This window comes from Blastococcus sp. SYSU D01042 (genome assembly GCF_054050515.1).
Genome location: NZ_JBJGZM010000005.1, coordinates 200,462 through 219,207, shown reverse-complemented (window position 1 = coordinate 219,207; position 18,746 = coordinate 200,462). Strand labels below are relative to the sequence as shown.

Genomic DNA, 18,746 nt, shown 5'->3' with positions numbered 1-18,746 from the left:
ACCTGACTGCCGCGCACGGGCTTCTCGTCACGCGGCTCCACGACACCCACGGAGGACACCGATGAGCACGCTGCAGGAACACCTCGACGACCTGGCCCCGACCCCACCGGTGCGTCAGCTGGCCGAGAAGCTGGCCACCCGGACCGCGATCGAGTCGAACCGCGCCGGCACCTACGTCGGCCTCCGGCCGTCGCTGTCGGGCGCCATCGCGGTGTACGCGCACCGCAACCGGGTGTCCATCGCCCTGCCACCGGAGCGGGCCGCGGAAGCCGCGCACCAGTTCCCCGGGGCGACAGAAGAGAGGAAGGACGCGACGACGACGTACCTGCACCTGGGCGACGACCTGCTGGGCCAGCACGGGGCAGCCGCCCTGGACCTCGCCGTCGAGGCGGTCGCCGGCAAGGCCGCCGGACCGACGTCGACGCTGGGCGGGCACGCCAAGAAGCCGGCCAAGGCACCGAAGATCTGTCCCGACCACTTCTTTGCGCTGACCCCCAGCGGCGCCTGCCCGGTGTGCGGATGAGCGCCATCGATCTGCGCGAGGTGCGTCGACAGGTCGCGGAGCGGGTCGCCTCATGGGCCGACGAGGACGTCGCCGTTCGAGTGGAAACGACGGAGCGGCACCCGCTGCACGTGACGATCAGCAGCAAGCACCCGTCGACCTACTACAACCAGTGGGTCGACCTGGTCGACGACGGCACGGTCCACCTGCCGGCCCCCGACGACGGCTTCACCTCGGTCGGCGCGAAAGGTCGGACAGCCGGCAGGGCGACGACCACCGATGAGGCCGTGACGATGGTCGCGCACCAGGTGTCGACCGCGGTGGAAGTGCTGAGAGGACTTCAGGCGCAGCACCTGCAGTGGAGTCGGTCCGCCGTCCAGCCGCCGGTGCCGGACGAGGCACTCACGGAAGCTTGCGCCCTCTGGCAGGGCGGACGGGACGTCGGTTCCTCCCCGGTGCGCGCGGCCGCGCGCGTGCTCAGCGGGGTGCGGCACTACTTCCGCGCGGACTTCATCGACGGCTACGACCGGGACGCACGGAAGGGGCCCGACGTCCTGAACGCGGGCACCACCCTGCTGCGGGCCGTGAACGCGGCACCGCACCGGGACGCCGACGCCTGGGCCACCGCCGTCGGCCTGCCCGCCGCCGGCTTCGCCGGCCGGGGGATCTCCTCCAAGCCCGGAGAGGACCCGCAGATCGAGGCGCGGCTGCGGACCGGTCAGATCGAGATGCCGCTGTGGGGCGTCTCCCTCTCCCCCGCGGTCGCCGCCGGCTTCGGCACGCGCTTCCTGTTCGAGCTGGTCGGCGAGTTCCCCGCCGTGCCCGCGTGGGTGCATTCGGGGATCAAGGCGGAGGAGCAGGAGCTGGTGACCGGCGGCCGCGACCGCGTGCTGTCGCAGGAGGAGCGCGACGGGACGACTCACGTGCGCCTGCGTTGGTTCGGCGCGAGCGGTGACCGGGTCGGTTCGGATCCGACGCTCCTCGCAGTTCTCGGTGCCGTGCCCGGCGTCGTGCACAGCGCGCTCACGCGATCGCCGACCGCTCCGCACGCCGAGACCTTGGAGCTGCGGCTCGGCGGCGAGGACTGGGCCACGGTCACGCACGCGCCGGGCGCGGAGACCGTCGAGGTCGTCCGCTACTGGGAGTGGCACGCGGACTGGGACGCCACGGGCGACGACGAGTACAGCCAGTGGGCCGCCATGCGGGCGGCCTCACGGAAGACGACGGTGGCGGCGGACGTCGAGTCGATCGTCAGCGCCGTCCTGACGGGGAAGGAACAGCAATGACCACGACTCTGGAGGCACGCGCCACCATGGGTGCCGGCCCGCTGAGTGAGCGGTTCGACGAGGCGCTCCTGTACGCATCGCGACACCACCGCGAGCAGTTGCGCAAGGGATCGCGCGTGTCCTACATGTCGCACCTCATGAGCGTCAGCGCGCTGGTGCTGGAGCACGGCGGCACGGAGGACCAGGCGGTCGCGGCGCTCCTGCACGACGCGGTCGAGGACGCACCGGCCGGCCAGGGCGGCGCGGTGCTGGCCGAGATCCGGTCGCGCTTCGGTGACGCGGTCGCCGACATCGTCCGGGCGTACTCGGACGGCCTCGACGCCGACGGCAACCGGAGCGGTACCTGGGCGGAGCGGAAGCGGCCGTACGTCGCCGGCCTGGCCGACAAGCCGCTCGACGCGCTACTGGTCGCGGCGGCGGACAAGACGCACAACGGGCTCTGCATCGCGGCCGACGTCCGCCGATACGGACAGGAGTTCTGGTCGACGTTCAACGCGAGCCGCGACGAGCTGCTCTGGTACTACACGCGCGTGGACCGTGCGGTCGCGGAGCGGCTGCCCCGAACGTCCATCGCCGACGCGCTGCATCGCGCCGTCACCGAGCTACTCGCCGTGGCCGACGTTGCGCGCACCGATGTGCCGACGGCGATGCCCTGACGGATCGGCGGCACCGGAAAGACTCACCCGCCGGGGTCACCACGGGCGGCACGACGCCCGCGAGACGTTGTTCCTGTCAGACCCCTGTGATGGTCTTCACCTCCGAGGCGCTTGGAGGAGGTCAGGGGTGGCCAGGTCGATCGCTGATTGGTACGCGGACCACGCGGGGGACGGACCCGATGGCTCGTCGGACGACGAGTACGTCGAGCCGCAGGCTCCGTGGGATCTGCAGTCAACTGACCTGTCGACCACGCGGTCAGCGCGGCGTGAGGCGGGGGCAGGCAGCAAGTCGCCCTGGACGTCGAGGACCCGGGGAGCGACTGGCCGGAGTGCAGGCACTCGCGTTCCTGCCCGTGGAGCCACCGACGGTGCTTCGAGCCCTGTCTCGAAGGCACTCCGGAAGAGAGTTTTGGCCGCTGCCCGCATCAACCCGGGAGCCGACGTTCGAACCCTCGCGGCGTCGCTCATGAGGGCCGGCATCGCGGTCACTGTGTCCCAGGTCTCGGCCATCACCGGCAAGCCGCTTCCCAGCTCGAACCGGAGCCGCCAGGCGACGGCGAGTAGCCGGATCCCACGCGGGCTCGCTTCAGATATCCGTCGCGCCGCACACGCCAATCCGCAGATCGGTCACAAGAGGCTCGCCGCACTCCTGCGAGCGCGGGGGACGGATGTCACCAAAGCTCAGGTGGCTGAGGTGCTGCGGCGACCACAACCGGCACGGACAGTCGGCCAGCCGCCCAAGAGGGCCAAGCAACCAGCGCTGGTGCTGAAGGTGACCGCAGCGGCCCAGACCAGCCGCACTGTTCATGAGACGCCGCTGTGCCAGTCCTGTGGGATGCGCCTGAGCATCTACGCCACCTGCCGCTGCTCCTGACGGGACGGGTCGGGATCCATGCCTAACCCCTCGTCGACCGAGCACCCCAGCTTTCCAGCTGCGTGAGTACCTGCTGCCACTCGACCGCACGTGACGTTGCCGGCAGGAACTTCCTGATGGCAGCCGCGGCGCTTCTCAGCTGCTCGGCCGCCAGCTGCTCTTCGCCCGCATCCTCGGCGAAGAGATCCCGGTAACGCGCGTCGATGAGATGGTGCACAGAGTCCTGCGCAGCCAACGCGGCAACCCGGTCAAGGAGGATCTCCAGCTCTCGGCCGGCAATCGCCATGCGAGTCGAGGCGGCCTCACGCGTCTCGTGAGCAGGAGCGGCCGGACCCAGCGCAACGGTCTCGAACTCTGGCGACCACAGTCTCTGGCTGAGCTCCTGCTTTTCCAGCGTGAGCAGCGTTCCCATGGTCGGGCGCCGATCGCGCTCTTCATTGAGCGAGGCGACCTCGTGCACGAGGCGGATGACGTTGTCGTCGGTCATGGAGGCGCCGACGACCAGGAGGTGCTTGGTCAAGAGGGTCGATTGCAGAACGCTGGCAAGCGGCCGCTGGGTCGCGTCGTACCGGACGAACGACCGACGGTCCAGCACGATGCTGTCCGGCCGCGAGGCATCCCCATGCAACTTGAGCAGCCATCCGGCGCCGCGACGGAGGTCATCCTCGGGGTCTCGGTCTGGCAGGACGACGGGGATGTCGCGGCCCGTGATTGCGGCGACGGCCTTCTCGTACAAGTCGTCGAAATTCGTGGTGATGACCTGCTCAGATCCGAGCGCCGCCAGCAGGACATGGGCGAGCGCGTAGCGCTGCGGCTCGCCAAGAGCCGATGCGACATGCTCGCCAAGGGTCTTCTCCGTCTTCCCAGAACGCCCACCACTCGTCGCCTCGGCGTTGGCGATGCGGCGAAGCACTTCGGCGGCATCCAGAGGGCTCATCCGGGAGAGCGCTTCGGCCCCGCCCGGTACGTCCAGCTCCGCAGCCAGCTTCGCAAGAAGGCCACTCCAAGTGGGAAGTCCCGCAGCAACCCCGGTGCCCGCCCCCATGAACACAGCTAGCTGCCCGGCTCGTGCCCGGCGGGCCAACGATGACGCCGTGCGCTCGAGCTCTTCGGTTGAGAGACGGCCCATACTGAGGGCCTGGCGCCGCGCCTGGAGTGCTGAGTAATCCGCGCGACTGTTGGCGACAAGAACGACGTCGAGGGAGTCCGGGGCCGCGCTCAGCTGGTCCAGAAGCCCGGCGACGACCGCACCCCGCTGATGACCGTGACCACCGCCGCCCACTCCGACCACGGGTAGTGCCACGCGACGCGGCAGCCCAGTAGGGCCCGGGCCCGATTCAGCGATGGCAGCCATCACCTCGCGGACGCCCGCTCGGAGCCAGCCGACATCGCCAGCGCGGGACCCCACGTCGAGAAGCCAACGTCGCGGTCCACCACCCTCTCGTACGGCGGGATCAAGCTGGAGGACTCTGGCCTCGTCAAGACGGACGTGGGACCACGGTCGCGCATCGCTCGGGTCTCGCCACCCCATGGCCGGCCACCAGTACGAACTCACGCCGGTCACGCCACGTGCGTCAGTTGAGACCACGACATCGTCGCAGTGCAGGTAATCCAACGTGCCTGGTACGACGAACACATGAGCGGCCACAAGGGCATTCTCAAGGAAGCGGTAACGGAACGCGTGCCCGCGCAAGCGACCAAGCGAATTTCGGGCGCCCCTCGAACATTCAGAACTGCCGGCCACAGGCTGCCTGCCGAGCACTTCGAGCTGCGGACTCCGCAGCTGTCCGAGTGCCTTCCCCACCAGGAGTGACGAACGGGACGGATGAGTCCCGCATCCGCCCACAGCGGGACATCTCGCTGCTACGGTCCGCCGCGGTCGACACCACGGGGGATGCATGACTGCGTACGGCCGCGCTGCGCTCGAGCAGCTCCGGAGCACCGTCCGGGACGCCAAGGGCGAGGACCCGCTGCGGCCGGTCACCGTCCTGGTGCCGAACAACATCGCCGGCATCGTCGCGCGCCGCTTCCTCGCCCAGGGGCTCGACGACGGGCACCGCGGGGTGGCCGCGCTCTTCCCCACGACGATCGCCCGGCTCGCCGAGCAGCTGGCCGCCCCTCGCCTGCACCCCCGCCGGCCCGCTACCAGCCCCGTGGTCGCCGCGTCCTGGCGCGCGGCCCTGAGCAAGTCGCCCGGCGTCTTCGCCGAGGTCGCCGACCACCCGGCGACCGTCGAAGCCTTAGTGCGGGCCGGCCGGGAGCTGCGCGACCTCGACGACGTCGCCCTGGACGCGGTCGCCGGCGCCACCAGCCTCTCCCCCGACCTCGTGCGCCTGTACCGCGACGTCCACGCCAGCCTGGCCCCCAGCTGGTACGACGAGACAGACCTCATCCACGCTGCGACGGAGATCGCCCGTTCCGAGCCGCAGCGCGTCGCCGAGGTCGGCACGGTCGTGCTCTACCTGCCCCAGGCTCTCACCCAGGCCGAGGCCGGCTTCGTCCAGGCGCTGGCCGGCACCGGCCAGCTGCGCGTCGTCGCCGGGCTCACCGGCAGCGCGAAGGCCGATGCCGCCGTCGGCCGATCCTTGGACCGCATCGACGTCGAGGCGCCCGAGGCATGCGAGACGCCGTCGCCGCCCACGGCCACGCGGGTCCTCACCGCCTCCGACGCCGACGACGAGGTCCGCTGCGTCGTCCGGGACGTCGTCCGGGCTCTGAAGACCACGAAGCCCCACCGCGTCGCCGTCCTCTACGCCACCCGCAACCCGTACGCCCGGCTCCTGCACGAGCACCTGGCGTCCGCCGGCATCACGGTCAACGGCCCCGGCACCCGCCCGGTGCACGAGCGCGCCATCGCCCGGGCCGTCCTCGAGCTGCTCGAACTGGCCGCCAACGAGGTCCCCCGAGGCGACCTCTTCCGTGTACTGGCCACGGCGCCCATGCGCACCGCGGGCGGTGACCGCATCCCCGTCTCTCGGTGGGAGCGGCTGTCCCGCACGGCGGGCGTCGTGCAGGGCGACGACTGGGATCTCCGCCTGCGGCGCTACGCCGATGACCACCGCGAGCAGCTCGCGCAGGCGAGGCTCGACGGTGCCAGCAGCGGCCGCCTGGCCCGGCTGGAGTCGGACATCCACAACGCGGACCAGCTGCGCGGCTTCGCCACGGGTCTATGCACCGAACTGCACCGCGGGACGCAGCTGGCCAGCTGGCGGGAGCTGAGCGAGTGGGCGCTCGACCTGATGCACTCCCTGATCGGTGAGGCCGAGGAGCTCACGAAGCTGCCCGTGGAGGAGCAGTACGCCGCGGCCGCGGTCGTGCAGGCGCTGCGGGCCCTCGGCACCCTGGACGGCCTCGGGGCGCCCGCCGCGCTGCCTGCCCTCCGCGAGACGCTGGCCAGCCAGCTGGAGAGCGCCCTTCCCCGCGTCGGCCGGTTCGGCGACGGCGTCCTGGTCGCGCCCGTGTCAGCAGCGATCGGGCTGGAGGCGGATGTCGTCTTCGTCCTCGGCCTGGCCGAATCCCTCTACCCCGGCCGCCTCCGCGAAGACCCACTGCTCCCCGAACGCGCCCGCGACGCCAGTGACGGCCAGCTGCTCAGCTACCGCGAGCGGATCGACACCGCCCACCGCGCGCTCCTGGCTGCGTTCTCCGCGGCACCCGAGGTGGTGGCCTCCTTCCCGCGCGGAGACCTCCGCACCAAGAGCCGGCACCTGCCCAGCCGCTGGCTGCTGCCGACCCTGCGTCAGCTGTCGGGCAACGAGCGCCTGTCGGCCACCCAGTGGGAGAAGGCGCCCATCGACGGACTCACCACCTCGCCGTCCTTCGCCGGTTCCCTCACCACCACGCCGGACCCGGCGTGCGAGCAGGAGTGGCGCACCCAGGCTGCGCACGCGGGCGTGCAGGTGGACGACGCCGTCGTGGCCGCCGCGCACGAACTGGCCACCGGTAGGGACAGCAGCCGGTTCACCCGCTTCGACGGCGACCTGTCCGCGGTGGCCGAAGGCCTGCCCGATTACGCGGCCGGAGAGCGCGCCGTCTCCCCCACCGCCCTGGAGAAGTACGCCGGCTGCCCGCATGCGTACTTCATCGAGCGGATCCTCGGCGTCCAGCCGGTGGAACAGCCGGAGGACGTCATCACGATCAGCCCGGCCGACATCGGCACGCTGATGCACGAGTCCTTCGACGCACTGGTCAAGGAGTTCGCCGACGAGCTGCCCGGCTTCGGCGAGCCGTGGCGGGACGGGCACCGACGTCGGCTGGCCGAGATCGCCGACGTCACGGCCGCCCGGTTCGCGGCCGATGGCCGCACCGGTCATCCCCGGTTGTGGCAGCAGACGCTGGTCCGAGTCCAGGCCGACCTCCAGGCCATGCTCGTCGCGGACGACGAATGGCGGGCGGAGCACCGGGTGCGCGTGATCGCCAGCGAGCTGGCCTTCGGCATGAACGGGGCCGATCCGGTCGTCGTCCGGCTTCCAGACGGCGGCACGGTGCTCATGCGCGGATCGGCCGACAAGGTGGACGAGACCGAGGACGGCCGGCTCGTCGTCACCGACATCAAGAGCGGCAGCGCCACGTCGTTCAAGGGCCTCGGCGCGGACGACCCCGTGCGGGGCGGCTCGAAGCTGCAGCTCCCGGTCTACGCGCACGCCGCCCGCCAGGCGTACGACCGGCCTGATGACGAGGTCGAGGCCGCATACTGGTTCGTCCGGAAGGACAAGGGGCGCATCGCGGTTCCCCTGACCCCGGAGGTGGAGCAGGTCTACGCGCAGACGTTGCAGACGATCGTCACCGGCATCCGCGGCGGCCTCTTCCCCGCGCGGCCGCCGGAGAAGGACGACTACGCCTACGTGCAGTGCGCCTACTGCAACCCCGACGGCATCGGCCACGGCCAGGCCCGGTCGCGATGGCTGCGCACCAAGCGGGACCCGCGGCTGGCCGAGCTGGTGGCCCTCATCGAGCCGCTGCCGGCCGCCGACACCGACGGAGACGACGCGTGACCACTCCCCTGTCCGACGCCGAGGCCCGCCGAACCATCTGCGAGGACACGGGCGAGACGCTCTTCGTCGAGGCCGGCGCCGGCTCGGGCAAGACCAAGAGCCTGGTCGACCGGATCACCCGGCTGGTCCTGGTCGACGGGGTCGAGATGCGCTCGATCGCCGCCGTCACCTTCACCGAGAAGGCCGGCGCCGAGTTGCGTGACCGCCTTCGCGCAGAGCTGGAGCGGGTCGATGACGAGCGTGCCGAGCGGGCTCTCGACGACCTCGACGGCGCCGCGATCGGCACCCTGCACTCCTTCGCGCAGCGCATCCTGGGCGAGCACCCGATCGAGGCCGGCCTGCCGCCGCTGCTCGAGGTGGCGGACGAACTCAGCAGCGCGGTCGCCTTCGAGGAACGCTGGGCCGAGCAGCGCAAGCGGCTGCTGGACGACGACGCGATCGCGCCGGCCCTGCTGCTGGCCATGTCGGCCGGCGTGACCCTGGAGAACCTGCGGTCACTGGGCAAGCTCTTCAACGCCGACTGGGACCTGGTCGCCGAGCGGGTGCTGGCCGGCGACGAGCCCGGGATGCCGGAACTGCGGGATCTCGATCGGCTGGTTCACACCGCGGCCGAGCTGGCTGCGCGCGCCGACGGATGCACCGACGCGGGCGACAAGTTCCTCCCCGACCTGCAGGCGATCGGCGCATGGGGTCTCCGCCTGGACGCGGCCGTGGACGCGGCGCAGCGGCTCGAGGTGCTGCGCGACGCCACGGGCCTCAAGACGCGGTACGGGCAGGCCAAGAACTGGGGCGGCAAGCCGGCGCTCGACGAGCTCAAGGCGGACTGCAAGCAACTCATCGCTGACGCCGGTGAACTGGTCAACGAGGTCCTCGAGACGACGCTGCGGCTGCTCAGCCGGTGGATCGCCGCGCGGGTCCTCGAGGCGGCAGAGGAGCGCCGCGCCGCCGGCCGGCTGGAGTTCCATGACCTGCTGGTGCTTTCCCGGGACCTGCTGCGGCGCCGGGCCGACGTCCGCGCCGCTCTGCAGGCGCGGTATCCGCGGCTGCTGCTCGACGAGTTCCAGGACACCGACCCCATCCAGATCGAGCTGGCGGTGCGGATCGCCGGAGGCGCGGAGGCTGTGCAGGAACGATGGGAGGACGTCGCCGTCCCGCCCGGATCGCTGTTCGTCGTCGGCGATCCCAAGCAGTCGATCTACCGGTTCCGGCGCGCGGACATCGGCATGTACCTGCGCTCGCAGCGGGTGATCGGCAACGACGTCCGCCTGACGACGAACTTCCGGACCACTGAGCCCATCGTCTCGTGGGTCAACAACGTCTTCGGCCGGCTGATCGTCGCCGAGCCGGATGCCCAGCCCGCCTACACGCCGCTGGTCCCATGGCGTGAGCCGGCCGCCGGCTCGCCGGCTGTGGTGGCGCTGGGCGCGGACGCCCACCCGGGCAAGCTCTCGGCCGCCGAACTTCGCGAACTCGAGGCTGCCGACGTCGCCGGGGTGATCCGGCGGGCGATCGCCGAGGGCTGGCAGGTCTTCGACGAGGACGACGAGGTCTGGCGGCCGGCGCGACTGGCGGACATCGTCGTCCTCGTGCCGGCTCGCACGTCGCTGCCTTTCCTCGAGGATGCCCTGGATGCGGCCGGCATCCCGTACCGGGCCGAGGCGAGCTCGCTGGTGTACGAGGCGCAGGAGGTGCGGGACCTGCTGGCCGCCGCCCGCGCCATCGCGGACCCGAGCGACGGCCTGGCGTTGGTCACCGCGCTCCGGTCGCCGCTGTACGGCTGCGGGGATGACGACCTGTGGACCTGGAAGCGCGACGGCGGAGTGCTCAACCTCCTTGCGCCGGTGGACGAGGCCCGTGCCGCGCATCCGGTCGCGCGGGCGCTGGAGCACCTGCGCCGGCTGCACTACCGGTCGCGCTGGATGGCGCCGAGCGAGGTGCTCGCGGCGCTCGTCGCGGAGCGCCGGATGCTCGAGGTGGCCGCAACCGGGCCCCGTGCCCGGGACCAGTGGCGGCGGCTGCGCTTCGTCGTCGACCAGGCGCGGGCGTGGTCGGAGTCCGAGCACGGCGGGCTGCGCGCCTACCTGGCGTGGGCGGCGCAGCAGGGCGAAGAGACGTCGCGGGTGGTCGAGGCGTCGCTGCCGGAGACCGACGCCAGCGCGGTCCGGGTGATGACCATCCACGCGGCCAAGGGGCTGGAGTTCCCCATCGTCGTCATGAGCGGCATGACGGCGGGGCCGCGCAACCAGTCCGGAGTGCGGGTGCTGTGGCCGGCGACCGGCGGCTACGAGGTGTCGCTGCGCAAGGGCGTGACCACCGGCGACTTCGACGTGGCGGCGCCGATCGACGAGCAGATGGACGACCGCGAGCGCCGCCGACTCTTGTACGTGGCCGCGACCCGCGCACGGGACCACCTCGTGGTGTCCCTGCACCGGTCGGCGGCCTCCTCGACGCAGACGGCCGCGCGGTTGCTGGCGGACGACGGCCTGGCGGTCGAGAGGGCTGAAGCATGGTCGGCAGGTGAGCTTCCGGCCGATCTGCCGGCTCTCGTGGAGGGGACCGCGCGAACCACGCCGCAGGAGTACGACGAGTGGCTTGCCGAGCTGACCCGCGTGCGGGCGTCGAGCGCTCACGCCTCAGCGATGTCGGCGTCGGGGCTGGAGGGCACGGAGCCCTCAGCGGTATTTGGTGCCGAGGAGCCCGGTGGCGCCAAGGGGCCGCTCAACGTCGAACTGCCCGCCTGGTCGAAGGGTAGGTACGGCACGGCGATCGGGCGGGCCGTGCACGGGGTGCTGCAGTCGGTCGATCTGGCGAACGGCGCGTGTTTGGACGATGCGGTGGCCGCGCAGTGCGTCTCCGAGGGCGTGGAGAGCCACGCGGACGTCGTGACCGCGCTGGTGCGGTCGGCGTTGTCGTCCGAGGTCGTGCAGCGGGCGGCGGCGCGCGAGCACTGGCGGGAGATGTACGTCGGCACGGTGCAGGACGATGGGAGCGTTCTCGAGGGCTACGTCGACCTCGTCTACCGGGAAGACGACGGCTCTCTGGTGGTCGTCGACTACAAGACGGACGCCATCCCGGCCAAGGCCATCGCCGCCCGCGCGCAGTACTACGCGCCCCAGATCCGGACGTACGGGCGCCTGCTGATGGCCGCTGGCGGCGCGAGCTCCGTGGACCAGCAGCTCGCATTCCTGACACCAGCCAGGGCACACCTCGTCCCTGCGCCGTCGACAAGATGAAGGCAACTGGTGGATCTCGGAGGCGGTGATGGCTGAGTCACCTGGCACCTGGCACGACTCGGACCCGAGGAAGAAGGTCGACTGGCAGGTGGCGGTAGCTGCTTGGGTGCAGGCCACAGAAGAAATTCTCGAGAGGGTCGCATCCACCTACGGCGGCTCGATCACGTACGAACAACTCGCTCACCAGTTGTTCGACAGGACGGGCTACCGGACCCGCATGATGCTGGGCCACTGGATCGGTCAGGTGCTCGGACCAGTGCAGGCTGCCACCCTCACCGAGGGCAAGCCCCCTCTGTCAGCTCTGGTCGTCAGGGGCGGGACCGGCGGCGTGGGCGACGGGTACGTCAACCACGAGCACCCGGGGGGCTTCGCCTCGTTCGCCGAGCGGCAGCACGCCGCCGCCGTTGACCGCCTCACCTGCTACCGCGCTTACTGCGAAAGTGTTCCCGACGACGCAGCACCACAGATGACGGCGCTCTTCATCGCCAAGCAGACGTCGCTCCACACCGTCGAGCGGACACGCCGGCAGAAGCCCGCGCCCGCTTCGCCCAAGATCTGCTCTACCCACAACATGGTGCTTCCCGCCAGCGGTCGCTGCGACTACTGCGCCTGACCGCTTCGCACCCCGGACCGTCGCCGGGCAGCTCGCCAGAGGCATGACGCTGTTGGCGACGTAGGCGGGAAGTTGGGTATGGCCCATCTCTCATAGCTCCCGTGGCGAGCCTGTCCCAGACGCGGCATCAAATGGACCGGGCACCGTGGCCTTCCGGCCAGTGTGGACCGCTTCCAGTGGCAGCTCCAAAGCAAAGACCTGCGCCTTGCCGCCGTTTCAGCCCCCCGGCTAGTAGCGCGACACCCGCCTCTTCGTCACGATGCGCGCGCAAGTTTCGCCAGAGGTTTATCCCGTAGAAGCAAGCTCCACCATTCGCAGCCTCGCCGTGTGCAACTCATCTTTCGTGAACAAACGCTCGAACGAAGGGTCGAGGGCCGCGGACTCTATGCTGTAGCCCAGGAGCTCCCTCCCGTGAAGTCTTCTCAGTAGACGAAGCGGCTTCGGTCGCCGCAGCACATACCGGGCGAACTCAAGGCCTCCGAGCTTATCCAGCATCTCGAGATACCAGCCATTCAGGAGTGGTCGTATGACCTCAACGTCGCTACGAACGCGTGCGTTGAAGCCCGCCTCCAGACAGGGATCCGACCGTAATGCCTCAGTAGGCAACGATGGCTCGATTTCGCCATCGCCATCAGGACCGCCACGAGTTCCCTCGGGCACATAGGTAGCAGCTACTACGTAATGGGTGCCACGCTTCGCGCCTCGACGCTCGAGGATTCCCTGGGCGGTCAAGCCGCGTAGGATCCGAAGAGCGTCAGTACGGTCAACACCCAGGCATTCCCGGACACTCTCGTTAGTGAGGTCCTTCTCGGCTGCCAGCTTTAGGATTCTCTGGCGCATGCGCCCGTCGACTACGTCGCCAGAACGCCGAGAGTTGACTCGGACATGTCCGCCTATTGCGCCGGACTGGCTCCCGTGCACCTGCCCACCGATGTCTCCAGGGGCTAGCAGCGCCACCAACTCGTCCACCGTTACAGGCGTCGGCCGGGTCCCGAAATCCGACTCAAACCCCGCCGTCAACCTTCTCCCGTCATCGCTGCGCCTGAGATCAGCGACCCTCGCCGCCCCCAAGAGAAACGCAATGGAAACTACCCGCCTCCGCCCCCCGGGTCCATCCAGCGGATCTGTCTGTACCAAACTGTGACGATCCCGGTCCGGCTTGGCAGTCAGAGCGAGAGGGCATGCTCAACTGTCGCGCCCGGTATGTCCAGGTCAAAGCCAGTGTTTTTGAGTCAGAAGCCATCCGGTCGGGGAAGGAGACATCGCCCTCTACACAACGCCGACGACCACCTACATCGGTGCGAGGGCCAGCCTCGCTAGGCTCGTGACGTCCTTGATGGCTGGATCCCCGACCAAGTAGGACATGCCTCGGGCAATGTGAGCACGAAGAAGAGCGTCAGCCTCCGAGGACGACGGATTCACGCCACGGCTCCATCCGGCTTCGAGCAGCAGGCTCCACCACAGACGCCCTCCCGCCCCGGCGAACACATCCCACTCGATCTCCGTCGCCGTATCTGATGACTGCACCGACGGGTCGGACGGTTCGGACAATGACCGGCAAAGTGCCCACCGACAAAGCACGTTCATGTGTCGAATACCCGTTCGCCGCTTCAGCGTGGCTATCTGCTCCCGCGTCTGCTTTGACAACCGCACGGTGGCCGGAGGTGCTGGTGCCTCGTGACTTCCCCCGCTGAAGTCACTTCGCTGCTCAATCACGCCACGTCCCCCGTCAGCTCGGTCACGTAACCGGACTCGATGCGAGAACTTCGCGTCTTGGGGTCATGCACCAAGTGGACGGTGTGGCTCACTGCAGCACCGAGGCGCTGGATCGCGTCACCGTCGACTTCCGCGTCGGTCGACAGGACGATCACCTGGTGGGACGCATTGGGCAGGTAGGTCTCGACGAAGGTCTTGCGATGACTGCGGTCCAAGCGGCCAAGCGGTGTGTCGATGACGACGGGGAGCGGACGGCCGGCAGCCTTGGCGAGGCCCCACAACAAGCTCACTGCGATCATCTGACGCTCGCCAGCGGACAACTTCGAAGGGATGATCTCCCTGGCCTCCGCGTCGAGCAGAGCGAGACGGTGGGTGGAGGGATCGATTTCTACGCTGCTGAGCAGGCTCTCTTTTCGCAGCAAGCTCTGTGCAGCTTCGAGCACGTGTGCCTGGATCTGCTGCGCGTGACGCGAGGTCGCCTCCTCGCGGAGTCGTCGGAGGGTCGCGCGGGCCTTCTCCGAGTGACGAAGCAACCGGTCACCATCCTCGGCTGCCAAGCGCTCCCGGGCTGCTCGCTCAAGCTGCTGTTCTTGCTTACGCAGGGCCTTGCTGAGCTCCGCCTCAATGGCTGCATGAGTCTCCCGAGCCGCAGCTAGCAGTTCCCCGGCTTCCCGCTCTTCCTCTGCTGCTCGCTCCCGCTCGAGGATCAGTTCGTGCAGAGCGTCGGCGTTGGGCACGGAGGCGAGCTCTACGTCAGCGCGGTCAACGGCGTCGAGGGCTTCCTCATGGGCCATCAACAGATCGCGTACCGATTCGGCAAGGCGATCGAGCCCTCCGTTGACGAGCCCCTGTAGGAGGTTGGTCATCTCCGGGGCGACCTGGAAGACGGCGTCAACATGCGTGCCGGACCGGCGTTCCCGATCTGCGCTGAGCAGGCGCTTAACACTCTCCATCGCACCTGCACCCAGCTGACCGTCGTCCGCGAGCTGCCGGATGAGGTCGAGGACCTCCTCATCACGCCGAGCCAGGACCTGGACCACCCGGCGATCCTCCTCCTGGCGCTGCAGCTGGGCGGCGCGCTTGGCTGTGGAGTGGACGAGGTCGGGAACCATCAAGAGTGGAGTCAGTTCACCCATGACCTCCACCAGACGGGACTCAGTGAGACCCCGTGCCACTTGAGCATCACGGGCCCGCATCTCAATCTCCGAACGGACCTCGTGCGAACGACCACCTTCGCGCTGGAAGCGATCCTCAGCAGCCGCCTTGCGCTCTAGAGACCGAGCGTGGCGCTGCGCAGCCTGGTCGACCGCCTGCCGAGCGTCACGTTCCCGCCGGCGAGTCGCCTCGAGCGCGACCTCGAGGCTGTGCAAGTAGCGAGCATCCTCCTCATCCTGGACGGCCTCGGATTTCTTGCGACGTTCGAGCACCTCCAGGTCCGCAACCAGCCGATCTACCAGGTTGAGCCCGAGAAGCCCGCCGATGGCCGTCTCCAGGAGACCTCGACTGACCTCCAAGTCAGCGAATGCCTCGATCTGCTCGCCGTCAAAGAAGAAGAGATGCGCGACTCCGCGGGGTACGAATGCCTCGACGTGCTCCGTCCACCGCTCTGAGAGGGCGGCATGAGCCTTGCCGTCCACGTCCACCCGCACCTGCTCGCGGATCTTTTCGTTCCGTGTGCTCCACCAGCTGCGACGGACCCGCAGGGATCGGAAGGCACCGTCCATGTGCGCCCGGAAGGCGAGCTCGACCGCGGCCCCCACGGCAGGGTCCTGCTTGTCGTTGATGGCCGCACGAAGGTAAGCCTCATAGCTCATCCCCCGACGTCCGCCCTGGGGGGCGAGCGCGCCGAACAGGGCCAGCTGCAGCGCCTCGAGAACCGTGGTCTTACCTGTGCCGTTCAGTGCACCGACGAGGACGACCGGTCGGTCATCCTGCGGAGCCAGGGGGAGCACCTGGCGACCAGCGAAAGCGCCGAAGTCATTCAGTACCAGTTCGTCGAGGATCACTCGGCTGCTCCGTTGCTCTCCTCATCGCTGCGCTGCACCCAACCGTCGGCGACATCCAAGGGATCGACGCTCGGGCCAGTCGCGCCTGCCAACACGGCCTTTCGGTGTCGAGCGCGGTCGGCCGCATCCACGACGTCGTCGTAGAAGCCCTTGCTCAACGCAGACTCGAGGGCCCCAAAGAGCCCACTGCGTCGCACCTTCAGGCGGTGTCGCTGCTCGACGTCGAGCAGCTCGCGAACCATCTCGAAATGGACCCGGTCGTCGCCACAAAGCTCCGCGAGGATCTCGACCTCAGTACGCCCTAGAGCCAGGCGCTCGCTGAGCTCCGGCCCCGTGTAGGGCCGACCCGTCGCCTCCTCATAGATGTGAGGCAAGGCGTCTTCGAACTCGTGCTTGTCCACGACCCAGATACGCCGGATCTCTTCGAGCTCGGCCATTGTGATCAGCTCGATGTCCCGCACGTTGTCCGGACCGTACTTTCGGATCTCAGTCTGAGCGCTCAGGAGGCGGCGCAGCCAGTCGTGCCGCGCCGACTGCAGGTATGGGCCGTGGATCGGCTGGTCGTGGAAGAGCTGCACGGTGCCGTTCATCCGCCGGAAGTCGCGCAGATCCCGGTCGTCACTGAGGTCAAGTGCGTTGCGGAGCTCCAGGAGTGGGCTCATCCATTCCTTGTCCGCGTCGTTCGTGATCATGGCCGTCATGGACTTGTCCTGGTCCACCAGGGTGCAGGTCCAGCAGCCAAACCGGCTCGACCCACACGACGGCGTCGTGGAATCGACCACCAGAGGACATTCGCCATCCGAGCTCGCCCCCTGGTACAGGGTCAGAAGATCCCGATTCGAATAGCCCCAGGGATTCTCCACCTGCATGAGGAAGGTCCAGACATCGTCGTTGGTCCAGTCCTCAACAGGTGAGTACACGAGTGAGTTGGGCAGACTGACGTTCGGGGACAGCCGGTCGCGGACCCGCCCCGCTGCCGCCGCGGCAGCCATCGTCTTCGCTCGGGCCCGCGACTCCGCCTTGCGGACGCCCAGTACGAGGATGGCCTCCCCGTGGCGGCGAACGACACCGCGAATGAAGGCGTTGCTCGGCTTGATCTTTAGCCGCTCCGTGCACCAGCGGAACTTCGGCCGCGGCGCCGGGTAGCCGCGGCCAATCAGGTTGACCCAAAAACTGTCCTCCACCGCCGGAGTGAGGCGGTGCGGCTCGATCGGAAGTCCCTGCGCTGTCGCCGTCTCACCCAGCACATCCAGACTGCGGCTTACCCACGCCGCGACGATCGGGTTCTCGACAAGCGTGTCAGTGGTGATGACATGCACGGTCTTATGCCGTTGATCGGCCGGGATGCGGGAAATTGCCATCCATACCAGCTGGAGCACCGCCGTGGAGTCCTTGCCCCCCGAGTAACCGACGACCCAAGGCACGTCGTCCTCGAGGTACAGCCGGGCCGTCTCGTCCACGAGTGCGTCGACAGCCGCGCGCATGCCATCTGCGAACGCCGACCGTCGGCTCAGGCTGACGGCAACGGTCTTCGCACCGCCGACGCCGGGAACAGCCGTTGTGCTCTCGGGGCTGGTGGTCACTGGTCACTCCTCATTGCCGTGTCTGCGTTCGGGTGTGCCCCCGCGCCCATGAGGGCGTCCTCCGCACGTCGCTCGTCGGGTGGCAAGTCCATACCGAGGTGCTGACGAATTGCGGCTGTGGTCAGGAGGACGTTGGTCTGCCCCTTGACGACCCGGCCACCGACCAGGGCCCGACCCTCCCAGAGGGGGTTTTGCCGGCTCCAGTCCAATGTCCGGAGCCCCGCGAGCCTTGGGCGCCATGCCTCGACGCCTCGATCGGTTCGTAGCAACGTGTTCCCGGCTCGGGCAAGCGCGGCCAACGTGATTCCGTGCGTGTGGATGAAGTCCGCCCGAACCTCTGGCGAACGCATCTCCCGAGCTCGCACGCCCTGCCACTCGGGTAGTTGCTCATCAACTGCCCGCCACCATCGGTCTGCGAGATCGAACGCCTGTTCCTGATCCATCTCGCCGAGCCCCTCCAGCAGGGTGCGCGTCGCTCCGTGCACCGCTGAGAGCGTGAAGAGCTTGCGCGAGGCCTTAGCCAGACTGGAGCTCTCCATCTCGACGAACCCGCGGAACACCGGGCAACGCAGGACCAGGAGGCGGGAAAGGCTGGCGTGGGTATCGCGGTGGTCGTAGAGGACGCCGATGGACTTCGACGGACGGACGGCGTGTCTGTTCAGGTCGGCGAACATCTGCTGACACCGCTGCAGACCAACGTCCAAGTAGAAGACGACGGCGATCATCTCCTGGCCAAGTGACGGGAGCTGCTGGAGGGCTTCCTTGATCGCGGCGTGCCGGTGCTGGCCGTCATTGATGACGAAGCGGGACTCCATCGGGACGCGGAGCTTGCCGAGCAGGCTGGTCTGAGGGTCGTCTCCCGCTGGTTCAAACCGAACGGTGCCGTCGATGCTGGCCGTCAACGCCGAGAACGTGTAGCTCGTCGGGTTCTCGACCATGTACCGCACGAGCTCCGGCAGGCGCCCTTTGTTCAGGCTGCGCTGGGCTCGAAGCTCGGGAGCCAGCTCGTCGCCGTCGAACACGAAGAGCTTCGCGATGACGCGCAGCGGGATCATGGTCACGAAGAACGTCGTCCCGGCCTGGACCCCCCGAATGGCAGGCAACACGTACTCATAGGCGGACTCGCCTGCGTCCCCATACGTCCCGGCCTGCAAGGGCTCGTCGCCTGTCGTCCCCGGCTCCATCGGCTCGGCACCTGTCGCCTGCGCAGAAGTGTCCTGACTGCCTGTCATGCTCGTGCCACTCCTCCCCGCGCCGCGGCCGCATCCGTCAGAGCAGACGTT

Annotated in this window: 11 protein-coding genes; 6 read left to right on the top strand and 5 right to left on the bottom strand. The window is 68.9% G+C overall.

Going from position 1 to position 18,746, the window contains the following annotated elements; genetic code table 11:
• Positions 1–61 precede the first annotated feature (61 nt).
• From ACI79H_RS11910 to ACI79H_RS11900, 3 genes are read left to right on the top strand one after another with little or no spacing between them, the layout of a single operon-like run.
• Positions 62–523 carry a hypothetical protein gene (locus ACI79H_RS11910; protein WP_456554602.1) on the top strand — a complete coding sequence of 154 codons (462 nt, stop codon included), beginning with the start codon at positions 62–64 and terminating at the stop codon, positions 521–523.
• Positions 520–1,788 (top strand): hypothetical protein, encoded by a 1,269-nt coding sequence (locus tag ACI79H_RS11905; protein ID WP_456554601.1) that lies wholly within the window; start codon positions 520–522, stop codon positions 1,786–1,788. Before ACI79H_RS11910 ends, ACI79H_RS11905 begins: the two co-directional genes overlap by 4 nt.
• Positions 1,785–2,444, top strand: a complete 660-nt coding sequence (locus ACI79H_RS11900) for an HD domain-containing protein (RefSeq protein ID WP_456554600.1) — start codon at positions 1,785–1,787, stop codon at positions 2,442–2,444. Before ACI79H_RS11905 ends, ACI79H_RS11900 begins: the two co-directional genes overlap by 4 nt.
• A gap of 896 nt (positions 2,445–3,340) precedes the next feature.
• On the opposite strand, the gene ACI79H_RS11895 is transcribed toward ACI79H_RS11900, so the two are convergent.
• A complete protein-coding gene (locus tag ACI79H_RS11895; RefSeq protein WP_456554599.1) occupies positions 3,341–4,621 on the bottom strand; it encodes an SIR2 family protein in 1,281 nt (426 codons plus the stop codon).
• A 595-nt stretch (positions 4,622–5,216) separates the two neighbouring features.
• Between ACI79H_RS11895 and ACI79H_RS11890 the strand changes: the two genes are divergently transcribed.
• From ACI79H_RS11890 to ACI79H_RS11880, 3 genes are read left to right on the top strand one after another with little or no spacing between them, the layout of a single operon-like run.
• The gene (locus ACI79H_RS11890) at positions 5,217–8,312 is read left to right on the top strand and encodes a PD-(D/E)XK nuclease family protein (RefSeq protein ID WP_456554598.1); all 3,096 of its coding nucleotides are present in this window, start codon (positions 5,217–5,219) and stop codon (positions 8,310–8,312) included.
• A complete protein-coding gene (locus ACI79H_RS11885) occupies positions 8,309–11,545 on the top strand; it encodes a UvrD-helicase domain-containing protein (protein ID WP_456554597.1) in 3,237 nt (1,078 codons plus the stop codon). The genes ACI79H_RS11890 and ACI79H_RS11885 overlap by 4 nt, the downstream gene beginning before the upstream one ends.
• Before the next feature lie 28 nt (positions 11,546–11,573).
• Positions 11,574–12,158 (top strand): hypothetical protein, encoded by a 585-nt coding sequence (locus ACI79H_RS11880; RefSeq protein ID WP_456554596.1) that lies wholly within the window; start codon positions 11,574–11,576, stop codon positions 12,156–12,158.
• Between the two features lie 1,290 nt (positions 12,159–13,448).
• Here ACI79H_RS11880 and dndE read toward each other — a convergent pair.
• From dndE to dndB, 4 genes are read right to left on the bottom strand one after another with little or no spacing between them, the layout of a single operon-like run.
• Positions 13,449–13,811, bottom strand: a complete 363-nt coding sequence (gene dndE, locus ACI79H_RS11875; RefSeq protein ID WP_456554669.1) for a DNA sulfur modification protein DndE — start codon at positions 13,809–13,811, stop codon at positions 13,449–13,451.
• A 59-nt stretch (positions 13,812–13,870) separates the two neighbouring features.
• The gene (dndD, locus tag ACI79H_RS11870) at positions 13,871–15,880 is read right to left on the bottom strand and encodes a DNA sulfur modification protein DndD (RefSeq protein WP_456554595.1); all 2,010 of its coding nucleotides are present in this window, start codon (positions 15,878–15,880) and stop codon (positions 13,871–13,873) included.
• Positions 15,877–17,463: a DNA phosphorothioation system sulfurtransferase DndC gene (gene dndC / locus ACI79H_RS11865; protein ID WP_456554594.1), complete on the bottom strand. Its 1,587-nt coding sequence runs from the start codon at positions 17,461–17,463 to the stop codon at positions 15,877–15,879. The genes dndD and dndC overlap by 4 nt, the downstream gene beginning before the upstream one ends.
• Entirely contained in the window at positions 17,460–18,647 is a 1,188-nt protein-coding gene (gene dndB, locus ACI79H_RS11860) for a DNA sulfur modification protein DndB (RefSeq protein ID WP_456554593.1), read from the bottom strand. Before dndB ends, dndC begins: the two co-directional genes overlap by 4 nt.
• Between the last annotated feature and the right edge of the window lie 99 nt (positions 18,648–18,746).